The sequence below is a fragment of the Flammeovirga sp. SJP92 genome (genome assembly GCF_001583495.1).
In the GTDB taxonomy this organism is placed as follows: domain Bacteria; phylum Bacteroidota; class Bacteroidia; order Cytophagales; family Flammeovirgaceae; genus Flammeovirga.
Genome location: NZ_LQAQ01000019.1, coordinates 55,796 through 70,893, shown reverse-complemented (window position 1 = coordinate 70,893; position 15,098 = coordinate 55,796). Strand labels below are relative to the sequence as shown.

The 15,098-nt window shown below is 34.1% G+C and carries 14 protein-coding genes; 8 read left to right on the top strand and 6 right to left on the bottom strand.

What is annotated here, in order from left to right:
* Positions 1 to 64: 64 nt before the first annotated feature.
* Positions 65 to 1,360 carry a C45 family peptidase gene (locus tag AVL50_RS05505; protein WP_082795680.1) on the top strand — a complete coding sequence of 432 codons (1,296 nt, stop codon included), beginning with the start codon at positions 65 to 67 and terminating at the stop codon, positions 1,358 to 1,360.
* 117 nt (positions 1,361 to 1,477) lie between these two features.
* Here the strand turns inward: AVL50_RS05505 and upp are convergent, their stop codons facing one another.
* The 4 genes from upp to AVL50_RS05485 form a co-directional block, all read right to left on the bottom strand.
* On the bottom strand, positions 1,478 to 2,131 hold the full coding sequence (gene upp / locus AVL50_RS05500) for a uracil phosphoribosyltransferase (RefSeq protein WP_062615485.1): 654 nt from the start codon (positions 2,129 to 2,131) through the stop codon (positions 1,478 to 1,480).
* 419 nt (positions 2,132 to 2,550) lie between these two features.
* Positions 2,551 to 2,769, bottom strand: coding sequence for a hypothetical protein (locus tag AVL50_RS05495; protein WP_157491157.1), 219 nt, complete (start codon positions 2,767 to 2,769; stop codon positions 2,551 to 2,553).
* Between the two features lie 47 nt (positions 2,770 to 2,816).
* On the bottom strand, positions 2,817 to 3,341 hold the full coding sequence (locus tag AVL50_RS05490) for a peroxiredoxin (RefSeq protein ID WP_062615483.1): 525 nt from the start codon (positions 3,339 to 3,341) through the stop codon (positions 2,817 to 2,819).
* A complete protein-coding gene (locus tag AVL50_RS05485; protein ID WP_062615482.1) occupies positions 3,341 to 5,392 on the bottom strand; it encodes a mechanosensitive ion channel family protein in 2,052 nt (683 codons plus the stop codon). Before AVL50_RS05485 ends, AVL50_RS05490 begins: the two co-directional genes overlap by 1 nt.
* Between AVL50_RS05485 and AVL50_RS05480 the strand changes: the two genes are divergently transcribed.
* From AVL50_RS05480 to AVL50_RS05450, 7 genes are all read left to right on the top strand, one after another.
* Positions 5,391 to 6,422, top strand: a complete 1,032-nt coding sequence (locus AVL50_RS05480; protein WP_062615481.1) for a glycosyltransferase — start codon at positions 5,391 to 5,393, stop codon at positions 6,420 to 6,422. The genes AVL50_RS05485 and AVL50_RS05480 overlap by 2 nt on opposite strands.
* Positions 6,423 to 6,607: 185 nt before the next feature.
* Entirely contained in the window at positions 6,608 to 7,351 is a 744-nt protein-coding gene (locus tag AVL50_RS05475) for a tetratricopeptide repeat protein (protein ID WP_062615480.1), read from the top strand.
* A gap of 8 nt (positions 7,352 to 7,359) precedes the next feature.
* On the top strand, positions 7,360 to 8,715 hold the full coding sequence (locus AVL50_RS05470) for a sigma-54 dependent transcriptional regulator (protein ID WP_062615479.1): 1,356 nt from the start codon (positions 7,360 to 7,362) through the stop codon (positions 8,713 to 8,715).
* A gap of 94 nt (positions 8,716 to 8,809) precedes the next feature.
* On the top strand, positions 8,810 to 9,157 hold the full coding sequence (locus AVL50_RS05465; protein ID WP_062615478.1) for an Hpt domain-containing protein: 348 nt from the start codon (positions 8,810 to 8,812) through the stop codon (positions 9,155 to 9,157).
* 273 nt (positions 9,158 to 9,430) lie between these two features.
* Positions 9,431 to 10,813 (top strand): MATE family efflux transporter, encoded by a 1,383-nt coding sequence (locus AVL50_RS05460; RefSeq protein WP_062615477.1) that lies wholly within the window; start codon positions 9,431 to 9,433, stop codon positions 10,811 to 10,813.
* Between the two features lie 286 nt (positions 10,814 to 11,099).
* Positions 11,100 to 11,615, top strand: coding sequence for a hypothetical protein (locus tag AVL50_RS05455; protein WP_062615476.1), 516 nt, complete (start codon positions 11,100 to 11,102; stop codon positions 11,613 to 11,615).
* A 34-nt stretch (positions 11,616 to 11,649) separates the two neighbouring features.
* Positions 11,650 to 12,096 carry a DinB family protein gene (locus AVL50_RS05450; RefSeq protein WP_062615475.1) on the top strand — a complete coding sequence of 149 codons (447 nt, stop codon included), beginning with the start codon at positions 11,650 to 11,652 and terminating at the stop codon, positions 12,094 to 12,096.
* A 54-nt stretch (positions 12,097 to 12,150) separates the two neighbouring features.
* Here the strand turns inward: AVL50_RS05450 and AVL50_RS05445 are convergent, their stop codons facing one another.
* Both AVL50_RS05445 and AVL50_RS05440 read right to left on the bottom strand, forming a co-directional pair.
* A complete protein-coding gene (locus tag AVL50_RS05445; RefSeq protein WP_157491156.1) occupies positions 12,151 to 13,071 on the bottom strand; it encodes a TM2 domain-containing protein in 921 nt (306 codons plus the stop codon).
* 289 nt (positions 13,072 to 13,360) lie between these two features.
* Positions 13,361 to 14,932: a hypothetical protein gene (locus AVL50_RS05440; RefSeq protein WP_062615473.1), complete on the bottom strand. Its 1,572-nt coding sequence runs from the start codon at positions 14,930 to 14,932 to the stop codon at positions 13,361 to 13,363.
* Positions 14,933 to 15,098: the final 166 nt, after the last annotated feature.

Sequence of the window (15,098 nt, the reverse complement as noted above, 5' to 3'; positions counted from 1 at the left end):
GTGGAGGAATCAACAATATACAATAGCATTAAACTAAAGAAATCAAAAAAATAATATTACAGTTATGAGCGAAATCAATAAAGTAAGAATGAAAGTAATCGCTGTTTTGGCAGTGTGGTTCAGTATCGTGATGTTTACATTAAATGCGTCAGTGGCAGGTATACCTCCTGTTTACTATCAAATTGAACTCAATGAAAGTTCTAATTACTATGTAATTGAGGCTGAAGGTTCACATTATGCTGTGGGCTACGAACACGGTAAAAAGTTTAAAAAAGAAATTCGTTATATGCTAAACCGTTTCAAGTATGAATTAGTGGAACCTATGATGATGAGTGTGGAGTTAGCTCCTAATTATGAAAACTATAAAAGTTTTTGCCTTCATAAGACCGGTATGCTTGAAGCTATTCAAAAATACACACCTCAATTGCATGACGAATTAAAAGGTATAGCAGAAGGCAGTGATTTGTCTTTAGATGATCTACTTTGTTTTAATATTTCCTTTGATGAGCTGTTTGCTGTAATGGAAGAAATGAGTGGTAAAAATCCAGCTTTTGTAGAAGGTAACAATCTGAGTGGTCATTGTAGTGCAGGTGCAATATGGAATGAAAAAAGTGCTTCGGTTTGTTATTCATTAGATTGGGCAAAAATGTTTGAAGGAGCACAATGCTTGATGAAATACAATGTGGATGGTGACGTATTATTGCTGACCGGATATGTTGGAACAGTGGGGATACAAGGTGTGCATCTTGAAAACGGTTTTTCATTGAACGCTCATTCTAAGTTTGATTTGAAAGCGAATATTGATGGAGGATTGCCTTCAGTTTTTTTTGCAAGAGAAGTACTGGAAAGCAAAAGTAAGGCAGAGGCTTGTGCGAAATTAGAAAAGTTGCCTATTGCTGTGGGGATTGGTTATGTGATTACTGATAAAGAGGGAGTTACAGCTTATGAGCTGAGTGGAGAGAAGAAAGTAAAGATTCAAAATAAGGAGCACTATTTTGCGATAGCCAATGACATCAGAGCAAATGATGATTTAAAGGAATCTGTAAAAGCACATTACAATATCAAAAAAGTGGACGTAGAGCACTTGCCTAAAGAATACTGGAGGAATAATGAAGATTCAAATGCGCGTTACACTATGATTTCTAATTATTTAAAAGGAAAAACTGTAGATGGTATTGACTGGGGTGGTGTATTCAATAAATATCCAGTGTGCAAAGCAGTATCAAAAGAAGTTCCTGTTACGAATCTATGGATTATTGTAACGTTTGACAATGAGTTTATCAATATAAAAACAGCACCTTCACATCCAGGAGGATTGCCGTTGGAAGAATACAATGTAAAGTATAGTAGTATTAACTAAGTTTAGTTTTGTTAGAGTGATGAAAGGCTTATAATCATATTATTCGTTTTTCATAAAAAAGGCCGTTGAATGTAAGGTTTCAACGGCCTGATTTTTATCTAAATCTTTGAATAGACTTTATAGTTTCTCTCCGAAGCATAAATCACCAGCATCACCCAAACCAGGAATGATGTATGATTTTGAATTTAGCTCAGGATCCACAGCCGCCATCCATAACGAAGCAGGCACTTTAATATTTTCCTGAATGTATTTTACACCTTCTTCACTGGCAATTGCCGCCATAATATGCACGTGTTTCGGTGTTCCATTTTTCAGTAAACCTTCCAACGCCAATAATAATGATTTACCTGTAGCAAGCATAGGATCTGCTAAAATGACCACTTTTCCATCTAAATTGCCTGAAGCAACATACTCCATATTGATTTCAACATCATTTCCAGGAGCATTGGATCTATAAGAAGCCACAAAGCCACTGTCAGCGTGGTCGAAAACGTTCAGTACGCCTTGGTACATTGGCAATCCTGCTCTCAAAATAGTGGTAACAACAAGTTCATCAGTGATTGTTCTTGAAGGAGAAACACCAAGTGGTGTTTGTACATCTATGTCTTTATAATCTAATGTCTTACTGATTTCGTAGCTCAATAGCTCTCCAAGTCTTTCAAGATTTCTTCTGAATCGAGCTCTATCTGTCTGGATAGATGGATCTCTTAGTTCATTGATGTAATTTGAAGCAACATTGGCCTCTTTATTCAAAATAAATAAATTTGACATTGTATCTATTAAATATGGTAAGTATCAGATTTACGCCTCGTTGGGGTCTATCTCTCTAATATATCAGAAATCTAGGTATCTTTTAGTGGAAATGATAAAATTTTAGGTGAATACCTTTTAACAAAGGACAATACAGCTGATTTTGGAGGGTATTTAAAAAAATTAAGAGGGCTTATAATACAAAAAAGCAAACATCATCTGATATTTGCCTTTTCCAACCAATTCAATTATTTAAACTTTATCTTTACGCGAGACCTTCGTAAGGTTCTGCGGTATATATCTTTTTGTGTTTAGTTATGCCAAATTAAAGCCTAATGTTGTAACTTGCACATAATCATATACTTAAAAAGTAAATAAAAAGTTTCAATTTGTGCGAATTTGAACACTTTTAAGGCTAAGTGTACGATTTACGTTCTTTTTTAGTCCAAAAGTCGGTGTTTTGACTCATTTGGTGCCTTCAAAGTTTTATTGATATCATAATCCGGCTCCGTTACAATCGTTTCAATATTCTCTAAACGTTGTTTTAATTGTAAATTCTCTACTCTTAAAGCCTCTATTTCCTTATAAATTTTTTGAGTCTCTTTTTTACTTGTTCTCCCTTTGGTTAAAATGGCAATGATTGGGATTGATAATGCCATAATAGGAATGATTAGCACCTCCATATTGAATAATAATTAATTTAATACTAGTTTATTTCTAAAACGATTGCCCCGGCTAAGAGTTTCTCAATTCCGTTACTTTTTGCAGGACTTGGAAGATAACTGTCCAATAAACTGCCGTCTTTTGCTATAATATAGTAAGAAGTAATTGCTGTTTCATCAAAATGAGCTGATAAAAAGCAGTTATTACACCCCTTGCTCATAGAGGGAAGATAATAAAATTTTCCTTTAAGCCCTTTACTCTCTGCAAAAGATGTCCAACGTTCAGGAAGGTCTCCAACGATATACATAAATTCTACATTTTTTGAAGAGAATAAACGCTGCAGTTCTTTTACTTTATTGAGGTCGTTGTTGAATTCTAAATCCCATGAAGCTGTAATAATGATTAGCACCACTTTTCCATAGAAATCTTCTTTGGATACTCTACCGTATTCATATTTTTTCAAGGTGAAATCAACTGATTTTTTGTAGAGTTCTTGCCCAAAAGAAATACTTCCAAAAGCACAAATAAGGCATAAAACCAGAATACTATTTATTACTATCTTTCGCATTACATAAATCCGAATGGTTTATTGGAAGAACTCTTCTTAGAAGCGGGTTTAGTGGCCGTATTTTCCATCATATAATCCAACCCTGAAGGTGGAATTGCAAATTCAACATCCAAGTCATTCGCTATTTTTATGATGCTTCTGATGATTTCATGTCTAAAATGCAACTCATCACTCCATGTGGGTGCTTCAAAGAAAATATAGAACAAAATATCATAAGAATAAAGCCCTATGTTGTTGAGGTTGACCACAAAAAAGTCCTTACGAGTATGAGGGTGATTTCTGACGACTTCTTTTAATCTCTCCACAAATTCATCCAGCTGATCTGGTTTGGTTTCATAACTGACCCTCAAATACGTTTTATATCTTCTGAAAATTCTCATGCCCATGTTGTCAATTGTAAAGTCAGCCATACGACTGTTCGGAATTGAGACAACTGAGTTTTCGAAAGTCCTGATTCGAGTTGATCGAAGACCAATTTGCTCAACAGAACCACTGACGCCATCGGTTTTAACCCAATCACCAATTACAAAAGGTCGGTCCATAAAGATCATAATGGAACCGAACAGGTTTTTGATGGTATCTTGAGCGGCTAAGGCTACAGCAACACCACCAATTGAAAGCCCCGTCAATAGACCTGAAATATCATATCCTAAGGCGCTGACCGTGAAAATCAATCCAATTAAGATCACAAGAAGTTTGGCAGTCATACCAAAGAATGGGGCAAAACCTCTCTGAATTTGATCGTCCCTTTCATTAGCTTTTCTCAACCAAAGCTGTACCCAAAGGTCAATCATATTATAGAAGAAACGGATCACCTGATAGATGCTGTATACTTTCAGTGCTATAATGACATATTGCAATTCTTGGATAGTAAGCTCCAAACTTGGAGAAATAAGGCGATAATAATAAAGTATAATTATCATCATACCTGACTTGATCAAGTTTTGAATGTACCTGCTTTCGTCTTTTGATTTTGGAATCCAGGAGACCACCCACATGATGGCGGATGAAATAAGCATAACCGCAAGCCAAGCGGCAATAATCATGGCCACCATACTTGTAATTTGCCACAATTCTAGCCCTAAAATTTCTTCTCTAGCGTAGTTCCCTAATGGTTTTCGCAGTATGCTGCCCACTGTTTCAAGGCCTTCTTTGCCAATCGGAAATACTTGTCTATGCTTGTTTTCAATCAGTTCAATACTGGATTCAGAAAACATCCACTTTCCTTTGAAATTTTCAAGGTAAAAATCAGGAAGCTGCTTATCTAGCACATATATTTCTTTATTATGACGCGTAGAGTCTCTGTAATTGGCATCTTCAGGAATATCTTCAATTTCAATCCAAAGTCCTAAACCATCATAAATTTGCTTTAGTTTAATAGCCAAAGTGATGCGTTCTTCTAAAGAAAGCTCAATACTTTCAAAAACTTTGGCAGCAATTTCGGGGTGATAATTATTGTCTTGCTGAAAACCAAAGAAAGTAGTAACAGCGTCTTTAGGAGTGCTGATATTGAATTTGATATTCGGTTTTTGAACAATTGGAGTTTCTTTTTTGGGAGAAGGTTTTCTAATGGTAACTTCCTTTCCAGTGGAGTCTTTGGAGGTTACGTCAACACTATCTGGTTTGTCTCTTTGAGGTCTTTTTGGGGGAATAGCGGCAGGGTAATACCTTCTAAATACAGTATTGATTTCTCTAACAGATTTAGGAGAATAAAGCCAGCTGGATCCCTCTTTGATCAAATAGATTTCTGGTATATCCTCAAAGATAGTGTAGATCTGATCATCATCTTCGTTTTTATAATTTCTCCTATTCGATATATCACTCAGGTCCAAATCTCCATGTTTGTCGTAGATTTGTTTTAATTTTATGGCTAAACCTATTTTTTGTTCAATAGTATAGTCCTCACCACCTAGCGTTTTGGCCGCCACTTCCGGATTATAAGACCCTGAGGAAGGACTTAAGTAACCCAAGTGTGAAACGATGGTTCTGTAGGGTGTTTTAGTGCTGAATTTTAAATTATTAAATTGAGCATTCGAAACAGTAGAAAACATGAGAAGGAATACAATTCCTAAAACTATCGAACAACTATTAGACTTTTTGAATATCATATATATGCAGAATACCCCTTTAGTTACTATTATCTGTTTGAGTTATAATCACGCACCTTTTATTGAAGACGCAATAGCCTCTATTGCCCATCAATTTTATCAAAATATTGAAACGATTATTATTGATGACGGTAGTACGGATCAATCAGTAAATAAAATTACTACTTCATTACAAAAATACAATCTTCAAGCTCAATTTATTGCATTGCCTCACAATATAGGGAACTGTAAAGCCTTTAATATTGGTCTTAAAGAAGCAAAAGGGAAGTATGTAATTGACCTTGCTGCAGATGATATGTTGTTGAAAAACAGAGTGTCGGATGATGTGAACACTTTTGAAAGCAGGGGGGAGAACTATGGTGCTGTATTCTCCGATGTAATATTTATTAATGAACAGGGAAAGCAGACAGCAGATTCCTATTATCAGCGTGACAGTAATGGGAAACTATTGGAAAAAGTACAAGAAGGAGAGGTATACGAAAGGGTATTGAGAAATCCACCATTATTTAGTGCACCAAGTATTATCTACAGAACATCTTATCTCAAAGCTTTGGGAGGTTATGATGAAACTTTGGCCTATGAAGATTATGATATATGGATACGGCTTTCAAGAAAATATCAATTTGCTTTTTATGATAAAGCCAACACACAAAAAAGAAAAGTGAAAAGTTCATTGTCTCAACGTTTTTATAAAAGAAGAGGAAACGAACTCTTGAAATCAACCTTGAAAATTTGTTTGAAAGCCAAACGTTTAAATCAAAATAAGATGGAGGATTTGTCGCTGTCAAAATCAGTAGCGTATCACTTGAGGTTGGCGTATTACACAGAGAATTTTTATTTAGCGAAAGCTTATTTTTATCTACTGAAAAAAACAACAAAACCCTCTTTTATGGAATCTGTTTTTTATTATTTATCAAAGTTGAAAGTGAAGGTGTTTCCAATTTATTATCAATACTTGAAGCTTAGACAGTAATACTATTTTTACCTCAATTTTGAGTTGTGAGAAATAACCCCAAATAGTCATTCAGCATTGAAGAAAATTGAGTTGGCAATGCGTAAAACACCCAATTGCATTTTTACTAGTACTTAATTCAGGTAACTTCACTAAATAAATCATGTAATCTGAAGCTTATAAATATTTCTTTCTATTTTTGCGACATGAAAACCAAACAAATAAACCTACTTTTCGCCATCCTCACTTTTTTTATGATCGGATGTGGACCAAGTTCTTCAGAGCTTACTAATCAAGGGAAACAAAAACTTTCTGTCAATAAATTCAAGGAAGCCATTTCATTATTTGATGCCGCAATAAAAGAAGATGCCAATAATATGGATGCTTATAACGCAAGAGGTTATGCCCATATGGCTTTGGAAGAATACAGCAAGGCCAATGATGATTTTACTTTAGCTATTGAATTGTACAAACAAACAGAGGAAGATGTTCCTGATGCTTATAAGTATTTTTATAATAGAGGAAATGTAAGACGCTTCTTGAAAGATCAAGAAGGTGCTGTCAATGATTATACACAGGCCATTCAGTTAGACTCTACCATTTATGATATTTATTTGAATAGAGCATTGGTCAATGTAGAGGTTGTTGGGCTGTCTTCAGCATTAAAAGATTTCGAAAAAGCTGTGAATTTGTCGGAAGGTAAAGATAAAAGAGTATTTTTACATAAAGCTAGAGTGTTAATGCTTACTGAGAACTTTGATGATGCCATTCAAGACTTGGATAAAGCTATACAATTAGACGATAAATACGCGGAGGCTTTCTACTATAAGGCCTTAGCACTAAGTGGAACTAAAGGAAAAGCAGACGAACAGGTATGTAAAATGCTTTCAATGTCAGAAGCATTAGGATACGCACAAGCTACAGCTGCACTGCAGAAATACTGCGAATAAATGACTATATGAATTCATCTGAACTGAAAATATTTGCTTTAGAGGACAATGCCGTTTTCTCCAAAATGCTTCATTATATCCTATCTATGGATGATGAACATGAGGTGAAGATGTTTGTTAATGGTAGGGACCTTCTCTATGCCTTGGATGAAAATCCATCGGTGATCACTGTCGACTATTCCTTGCCAGACATGACAGGAGAGGAGGTGATTCATAAAATCAAAGCAAAATTACCTCAAGTTCCGATTATTGTAATTTCTGGTCAAAATGATATTCAAACTGCTGTCAGTCTCTTTAAACTGGGGGTGTATGATTACATCACAAAAGAAGAGGATATCAGAGAGCGGCTTCTGAATGCTTTGAATAAAATAAAAACAAAGCAGTCGTTAGAAGAAGAGGTGCAGACACTGCGTCAGGAACTTTCAAATAAATATGAATTTGATAATTCAATCATTGGTAATAGTACTCCAATGAAGAAAGTTTTTCAGATGCTTCATAAAACCACAAATAATAATATCACAGTTTCTATTACAGGAGAAACAGGTACAGGTAAAGAAGTCATTGCGAAAGCAATTCATTATAATTCCAACCGGAAAAATAAACCTTTTGTTGCTGTCAATATCGCCGCAATTCCAACATCTTTATTGGAAAGTGAATTATTTGGCCACGAAAAAGGTTCTTTTACTGGGGCGATTGCTAAAAGAGTCGGGAAATTTGAAGAAGCAAATGGCGGAACAATATTCCTGGATGAAATTGGTGAAATGGACATCAACCTTCAGGCAAAGCTGTTGAGGGTAATTCAAGAAAGGGAAGTAGTACGTATTGGAGGTAATAAGACACTCAAATTAGATGTGCGAATTATTACAGCCACGCACAGAGATCTTTCCCTTCGTATGAATGAAAAGTTGTTCAGAGAAGATCTTTATTACAGATTGTTAGGTTTGCCAATACATTTACCTCCGTTGAGAGAAAGAGAAAATGATGTGATTCTGATCGCAATGTTTCTGGCAGATCAATTTACTGCTTCAAATGGTATGAAGAAGCTCACTTTTACCAAGGAAGCGAAAGAGAAATTACTCAAATATCATTTCCCTGGAAACATCAGAGAATTGAAGGCAATTGTAGAGTTGTCAGCCGTAATGTGTGAGAATGATACAATCTCAGATACTGATATTCAGTTCACTTCATCCCAAGATGTAAACTCTTTATTGAACAAAGACCTTACATTAAAGGAGTATACTTTCGAAATTATTCGTAGTTTTATGGATCGATATCATGACAACGTTGCTACAGTGGCAAAAAAGTTAGATATTGGTAAGGTAACCATTTACCGTTATTTGAAGGAAATGGATACAAATAGCTAAATTCAATCTAAAAATCTACTGCATGACACCTATTCAACTTAATGTCATTTTTGCAGGTAGATAAAATGCTAATTAGTGTGTTTATTTAAAAATCATGGGAAATTCTAGGGTAGATTTGTCTTACCTCGAAACCTTTTCAGGAGGGGACAAAATACTGATAGCAGAGATGATGGAACGTTTTGTACTTGACGCCCCTGATCAACTCAAAAGTATTGATGAGAGTATCAATCTTGGGGATTGGAAATCTGCGTACAAAAATCTTCACAACTTTAAGTCTACTCTTAATTTTATTGCAATACAAGAGATCAAAGATCAGGTATTGGCAATGGAGAAGATTGCAAAAGAAGAAACATCTGTGAGTACATTAAAAGAGAAGTACAAATTACTTTTCGACGAGTGCAAGCTATTAGTGGAAGAAATTAAAAAAACTTTATCACAGTAAAACTAAACTTATCCCTTTTATTTTGTAGAAGATAAAAGGGGTTTTCTTTTAATAAAACTTATCATAAACTACTCTTTCGGATTGTTTGTTGTATTTTTGCATCCCGAAAAATAATAATAGATTTTCTGAACAACGACTTTGTTATCTCGTGGAATGCTAGTTAGTTTTTCACCTTAAAGCCCAGCTGTCCAGCTGCCAAAATAACTATGCAGGAGAGGTAATAAAGGGGAAGGTCTCGTCTGTTTCAATTCAATTTTTAAAACATTTAAGAAAATGCAATTGAAAAGACAGTGGAAGGAGTACAATCCTTTATTCTCTACAATTTTAAAACTCGGTTGGCCTGTAATTCTAGCTCAAGTAGGCCAAATTTCTGTTGGATTGGTGGATAATATGATTATCGGCCAGCTCGGAAGAACACCCTTAGCCGCCGCCTCATTCTCCAACACCATTTTTAACCTGGTGCTTCTTTTTGGAATGGGATTCACCTTTATTCTTACACCCAAAATTGGTGAAGCCATTGGTCTCAACAATAACAAAAAGGCCACAAGTGCATTAAAAAACAGTTTTATGGCCAATGGAATTTTGTCGTTGGTATTATTACTGCTCTTAGTTGTACTGTATTTTTACATGCCTTATATGGGGCAACCCGAAACAATTATAGCTTCTTCTCAAGCTTATTTAATCATTTTGATGGTTTCACTCATTCCTCAGATGATTTTCTTGACCTTTAAACAACTTTTTGAGGGAATTGGAGACACTAAAATGGGAATGAAAATTACTTTGGTAGGTAATATTGTGAATATCATTGGTGATTTTGTATTTGTATTTGGTTTAATAGGTGCTCCAAAAATGGGATTGATTGGAGCCGGAGTAGGTACACTTCTGGCCAGATTGGTGATGGCCGGTGGGGCCATTTATGTTTTCTACTCGTATAAAAAATATGCTGTATTTGCTTCACTTTTTAATAAAGTGACAGTTACTGCACATGAGGTAAAAGAATTTTTTACCAATGGTATTCCAATGGCTTTTCAGTTATTGATGGAAAGTGCCGCTTTCTCTATCTCTACAATAATGATGGGCTGGATTTCTGAAGTAGGATTGGCAGCACATCAGGTTGCAATCAGTTTGAGCACTTTAGGGTTTATGGTATATCAAGGAATAGGAGCCGCTACAGGTATTCTAGTCAGTCAAAGTTTTGGTAAAAGAGACTTCAGGGAGGTGAAAAAAGTAACCTATGCTTCTTTAATCATTGTAACTTTGATGTCTTTTGGAGCTGTTGTTTTCTTTTTGACTGGAAGATCATGGATGCCTTATCTTTTTACAGATGATCAGGAAGTGATTCAATTTGCACAGCTATTTATGGTATGGCTGGCATCTTATCAAACTTTTGATGCCATTGAGATCGCCTATTCAGGAGCTTGCCGTGGTTTGCATGATTTTAAAGTACCTATGTGGTTTATTTTCTCTTCCTATTTCATTATTGCCATTCCTTTTTCTTACATGTGTGCGTTTCATTGGGGACAGGGAGAGCAAGGTATTTGGATGGGATTCCCACTTGGTTTAGGAATTATTTGCCTGTTTTTTGTCAAAAGATTCAGTTATCGACTTCGAAAAGTGGAAGAACAACATATTCCTTTTGAAAGAAAAATAGCATAAAAATATTGAGGCCTGAAATGAAAATTTCAGGCCTTTTTTGTAAACTATTGTTTGTCTTTGTAAGTACTAGGACACAAGAAAAGGGATAATTTTAGTTTAATATTTTTTATTCTAATCGAGGCAGATTTGCAGAGCATAGCTATAGCTACGTGATAAAAATCTAACGAAGAGTAGGGTAAAAAAGATAAGATAACATGTCCGTTTATTTTTGTCCTAGTACTTAATATACCTATTCTTTTTTACCTTTGTATAAGTAAAATCAACGAACACAAGTAAACTATCGATTATGGACTTCTATTTTAAACTTAAGCATTGGCAAGTATTTTTCATTCAAATTATTGGATTAGTATTACTTTATGTTTCATTTTCAGATCCTTTTCTTACTAAAATTGTACACTCTGTTTCTTTTGTTTTGATCCACCTTTGGATAATTATTATAGGTTTAGAAACCAATAATTATGTATCAGAGGCAGAGGAAAAAAGTAATGCTTTTTTTCTTTTAAATATAGTGTTGGTGATTGGACTTTATATCTTTTTGATAATGTCAGGGATCAATAATATTACCGTGACAGGTTGGTATGCATTGATTGGTTTTTACTTCATTTTTGCATTCCTTCAAATTTATATTTTTGGTGCAAATTCTTTAAATAGACTCTATAGAACAGCAGGTAGAAAAGAAGAAGAATCATCTATATCATTATTTTTTATGTTGCTTTTTTGGCCTATAGGAATCTGGATAATTCAACCAAAAATTAATAAAGTTATTCAAAGAGTGGAATTGATAGAAAGAGAGGAGGATTAACAATTCTAATTAATAGATCAATCATTAACTAATTATGAAGGACATAACAAAAAAACTGGAACAACACGTTCATCAATGTGTTGAATTTTTATCAAAAGCCTCTGTACTGGATTTGGAAACAAAGGTAAACCCTGAAAAATGGTCAAAAAAAGAGATTTTAGGTCATCTTATCGATTCAGGAATTAATAACCTTCAGCGATTTACAGAAATTGAATTCAGTAGTAAACCCTATAAAGTGGTAAGTTATAGTCAAGATGATTTAGTAAGAGTGAATGATTATCAGAGTGCTGATATAATGGAATTGGTTGCTTTTTGGAAGGCAATAAATATCAGAATTAAAATAATAATGGAAAAGCAGACTTCTGATACCTTAGCATATCCTATTTTGCTTGGTAATGAAGAGGTGAAAGATTTAGAGTTTTTGATGAAAGATTATGTAGAACATTTAGAGCATCATTTACATCAAATCATAAAAGAATAAGGCAAAAAAATACCCTTGCAGTTTTGAAGAATTGCAAGGGTATTTTTTTAGCTTTTAAATTTTATAAGGAAGAATATCAGTAATTTCATTTTCATCTATTACTTTTCCTTGGTAAGCTTTTAATTTATTTCTTGAGGATTCTATTTTTAAAGTCAGTGTGCGGTCTTCATTGAAGAAATGCCATGTTTTAATTGACTCTCCAAGAGGTGCTGCCACTGTTTTAGAAATTCTAAACATCAGCCCTTTTTCTTTATCTTCTTTAAAGAAACGATGACCGTTCAGGTATAAAATGTTGGCAGGGCTTCCATGTACTTTAATTTTCTTTTCTAACTCAGGGTCGATCTGAAATACACTGACTGCTTTACTCCAAAGTACTTTCTTGAAATACCCTTCATTAGAATACCTTAAAAACTTCTCTTCTAAATCATGATGACAGATAAAAAGACGTTCTGAATTTTTATTTTCAAAATCCTGCTGATATTCTTCTACAATCTGCCAGGTTTTTCCATCCAAGTCAAACATAAAGCCTTCTTTTAGATGATCTAAAGTTGGAAGTGTTGGGTCAAACTCAGGAAGGTTTAATGCTTGAGGTTTTACAATTGCTTTAGTAGGCACATGCTTGTATTTTTTCTTGAACCCATATTTTAAAGCAATATCTTTAAAAATCTCCTGTGCTACTTTTCTATTGAATTGTTTGATTTCTGAAGGGATAGTGAAAAGTAGAACAAGCCACCAAACCCCGAATCCACCTGCTGTAATCCAGAATAAAAACTGTTCAATCCATTTTCCTACATAACCTAATGACACATGGAGCGGAAAGAAATGCAATAAATACATAATGACTTTTGAACGCTTGAATTTTTTCATTTCATGAAAGAACTCATATTGCGCTTCTTCAGGCATTTCTTTAAACTCTACTATCATGGAGTAGGGCAGGTATTTTAGGTCTTTTTGTGATAATATTAAATTTGACATCTAGTAAATTATTTTGATAGTGATTTTTCCATATGTGTTTATTTTAGATCAAGATATATTTAATGTAAATTATCTCTGATTGAGTATTAAGTAATTAAACAAAAAAATGACTTAATGTAAAATGTATAATATGGAAATGTAAGTTAATTGTATAAATAAACTAGACGTTAAATTGTTTCATTGAGTTTCATTATCTTAAGACAAATATTCAAACCAAAGACATACTCCCTGATACGCTGTCTAATACACTTCCTGAATACCTTTTTTATTTTATCTGAAAATGAAGCTTTTATGAAGGATAGTCTTCTCCAATTAATGCTTTTGCTTTGCCTTGAATCACTTCTTGAACAGATTTTTTCTCGATCTTTCCTTCCAGCCACGAAATAATATCAAAGTACATAAAAGGGTGCTTCTCAAATTGATCACTTTCCAATGGCTTTAATAAATCCTTCAGTTCAATAAAGGCATTTGTCAGTTCATAATCGTTCATATTTCTAGAAAGCTTTTTCAAGAATTTCATAATGTAAATCTGAAATTTGAAGAGATTGTCTTTGCGAAGCATGAAACGGTAAGTGGACTTTACATAATAATCCACCAAGTCAGTATTTCCCATTTCATAATGACAAATCAGATTGACAATTCTTGCATAAACGTGGACATCCTCACGCACGTCCATCTCTAGTGCATCGGAATTTATAATTCTGTTCAGCCATTTTGAAGAGAGTCTGAAGTCACTTGCCCCAAAATACAAACAGGCAATTTTGTAATATAAAATAAGTCTTGAGTGCTTATTCAATTTCTCAATAAAAAACTCAATATTATTTAATAACAGATTTACCCTTTGTACCCCCCCGGTGAAGTCGCCGAGCATAAACAGTCGGTTAAATTCATGTACATAAGAGTATTTCAGCAATTTCATCTTAATGTTTTCACTCAACTCAATTTTTTCATTAGAACGGATTTTTCTGAACAAAGACTTTGTATCGATAAACTCTTTGTATTTATAAAGCTTATATTGCCCTATCAGAAGATTGTTGATAGTTCTAATGTAAACGTCCAATCGGGAAGGAATCAGGTCAGGATCGTTATGGAAAATGTTGAGGCATTTCTGTGCATAAGCATGTCCTTTTTCCACATTGTGAGTGAAGTAATAAAACCCGATATACAACTCATACAATGATAGCTTCTCGTTGATTGAAAATTTATTTTCATCAATAGATAAGATATCATTATTGACAAGGTCGTTGACCTTCTTAAGGTCTTTTTCACTTTTAACATAGCCTACCTTTAGATAAAAGGCATTCAGCTTTGCGGAAATATTAGAAAATTTATTGATCTGATTGATTCGGTCATTGGTATCCTGTACCTCTTGAATCAATTTATTTACCCTTCTCTGATTATGTTTGTCGAGCGTATGTGTCAGCAAACTTTTCTCCCATCTCAAAATTTCCAAGAGCAATTCTAGATGATCACTCTTCTGTGCTTTTTTCTTACTCTTTCTTAAGATGTCCGCACATTGATCATAAAGCCCTCTGTTATATAATAATTCAGCATGATCAATCATTTCTCTGATTTCGGCGTCTTCCATTTTTGTCAAATGAAACTGCCTTAATGCCTGTAAAATTCGTTTGTAAAGATGAGCTTTAAGATTTGAAAATTGTATAGGTTTTAACTCGGGAGTGGAAGCTAATAATTGTTCTTCATCAAAAATATCTTGCTTGTCAATTAGTTCAAAAAGAAGCATGAATTTCTTCGAAGAATTACTCTTCGATTCGTTAGAAACAAGTTTAAAATACCGTTTCTCACTTCTCGACATTGATTTAATTAACTGATATAAGTGATTTGATCTTTCTTTAGGCATCGTATTTATTATGATCTTTAATAACCTTACACATTGCCAAATTTACATTCTATTCACATAAATATTAAATTAAACATCGTAAAATGTATAATTTTTTGTTTTTGATGCTTTTGATCACCCTTTACATTAGCAAAACAATACCAATAAAATTGTTTTAAAAATAGAT

What these genes read in the sequence shown, in the direction of transcription:
- AVL50_RS05505 (WP_082795680.1), top strand. Translation starts at nt 65, where the DNA reads ATGAGCGAAATCAATAAAGTAAGAATGAAAGTAATCGCTGTTTTGGCA.
- upp (WP_062615485.1), bottom strand. Translation starts at nt 2,131, where the DNA reads ATGTCAAATTTATTTATTTTGAATAAAGAGGCCAATGTTGCTTCAAAT.
- AVL50_RS05495 (WP_157491157.1), bottom strand. Translation starts at nt 2,769, where the DNA reads ATGGCATTATCAATCCCAATCATTGCCATTTTAACCAAAGGGAGAACA.
- AVL50_RS05490 (WP_062615483.1), bottom strand. Translation starts at nt 3,341, where the DNA reads ATGCGAAAGATAGTAATAAATAGTATTCTGGTTTTATGCCTTATTTGT.
- AVL50_RS05480 (WP_062615481.1), top strand. Translation starts at nt 5,391, where the DNA reads ATGAGAAGGAATACAATTCCTAAAACTATCGAACAACTATTAGACTTT.
- AVL50_RS05485 (WP_062615482.1), bottom strand. Translation starts at nt 5,392, where the DNA reads ATGTTTTCTACTGTTTCGAATGCTCAATTTAATAATTTAAAATTCAGC.
- AVL50_RS05475 (WP_062615480.1), top strand. Translation starts at nt 6,608, where the DNA reads ATGAAAACCAAACAAATAAACCTACTTTTCGCCATCCTCACTTTTTTT.
- AVL50_RS05470 (WP_062615479.1), top strand. Translation starts at nt 7,360, where the DNA reads ATGAATTCATCTGAACTGAAAATATTTGCTTTAGAGGACAATGCCGTT.
- AVL50_RS05465 (WP_062615478.1), top strand. Translation starts at nt 8,810, where the DNA reads ATGGGAAATTCTAGGGTAGATTTGTCTTACCTCGAAACCTTTTCAGGA.
- AVL50_RS05460 (WP_062615477.1), top strand. Translation starts at nt 9,431, where the DNA reads ATGCAATTGAAAAGACAGTGGAAGGAGTACAATCCTTTATTCTCTACA.
- AVL50_RS05455 (WP_062615476.1), top strand. Translation starts at nt 11,100, where the DNA reads ATGGACTTCTATTTTAAACTTAAGCATTGGCAAGTATTTTTCATTCAA.
- AVL50_RS05450 (WP_062615475.1), top strand. Translation starts at nt 11,650, where the DNA reads ATGAAGGACATAACAAAAAAACTGGAACAACACGTTCATCAATGTGTT.
- AVL50_RS05445 (WP_157491156.1), bottom strand. Translation starts at nt 13,071, where the DNA reads ATGTCAAATTTAATATTATCACAAAAAGACCTAAAATACCTGCCCTAC.
- AVL50_RS05440 (WP_062615473.1), bottom strand. Translation starts at nt 14,932, where the DNA reads ATGCCTAAAGAAAGATCAAATCACTTATATCAGTTAATTAAATCAATG.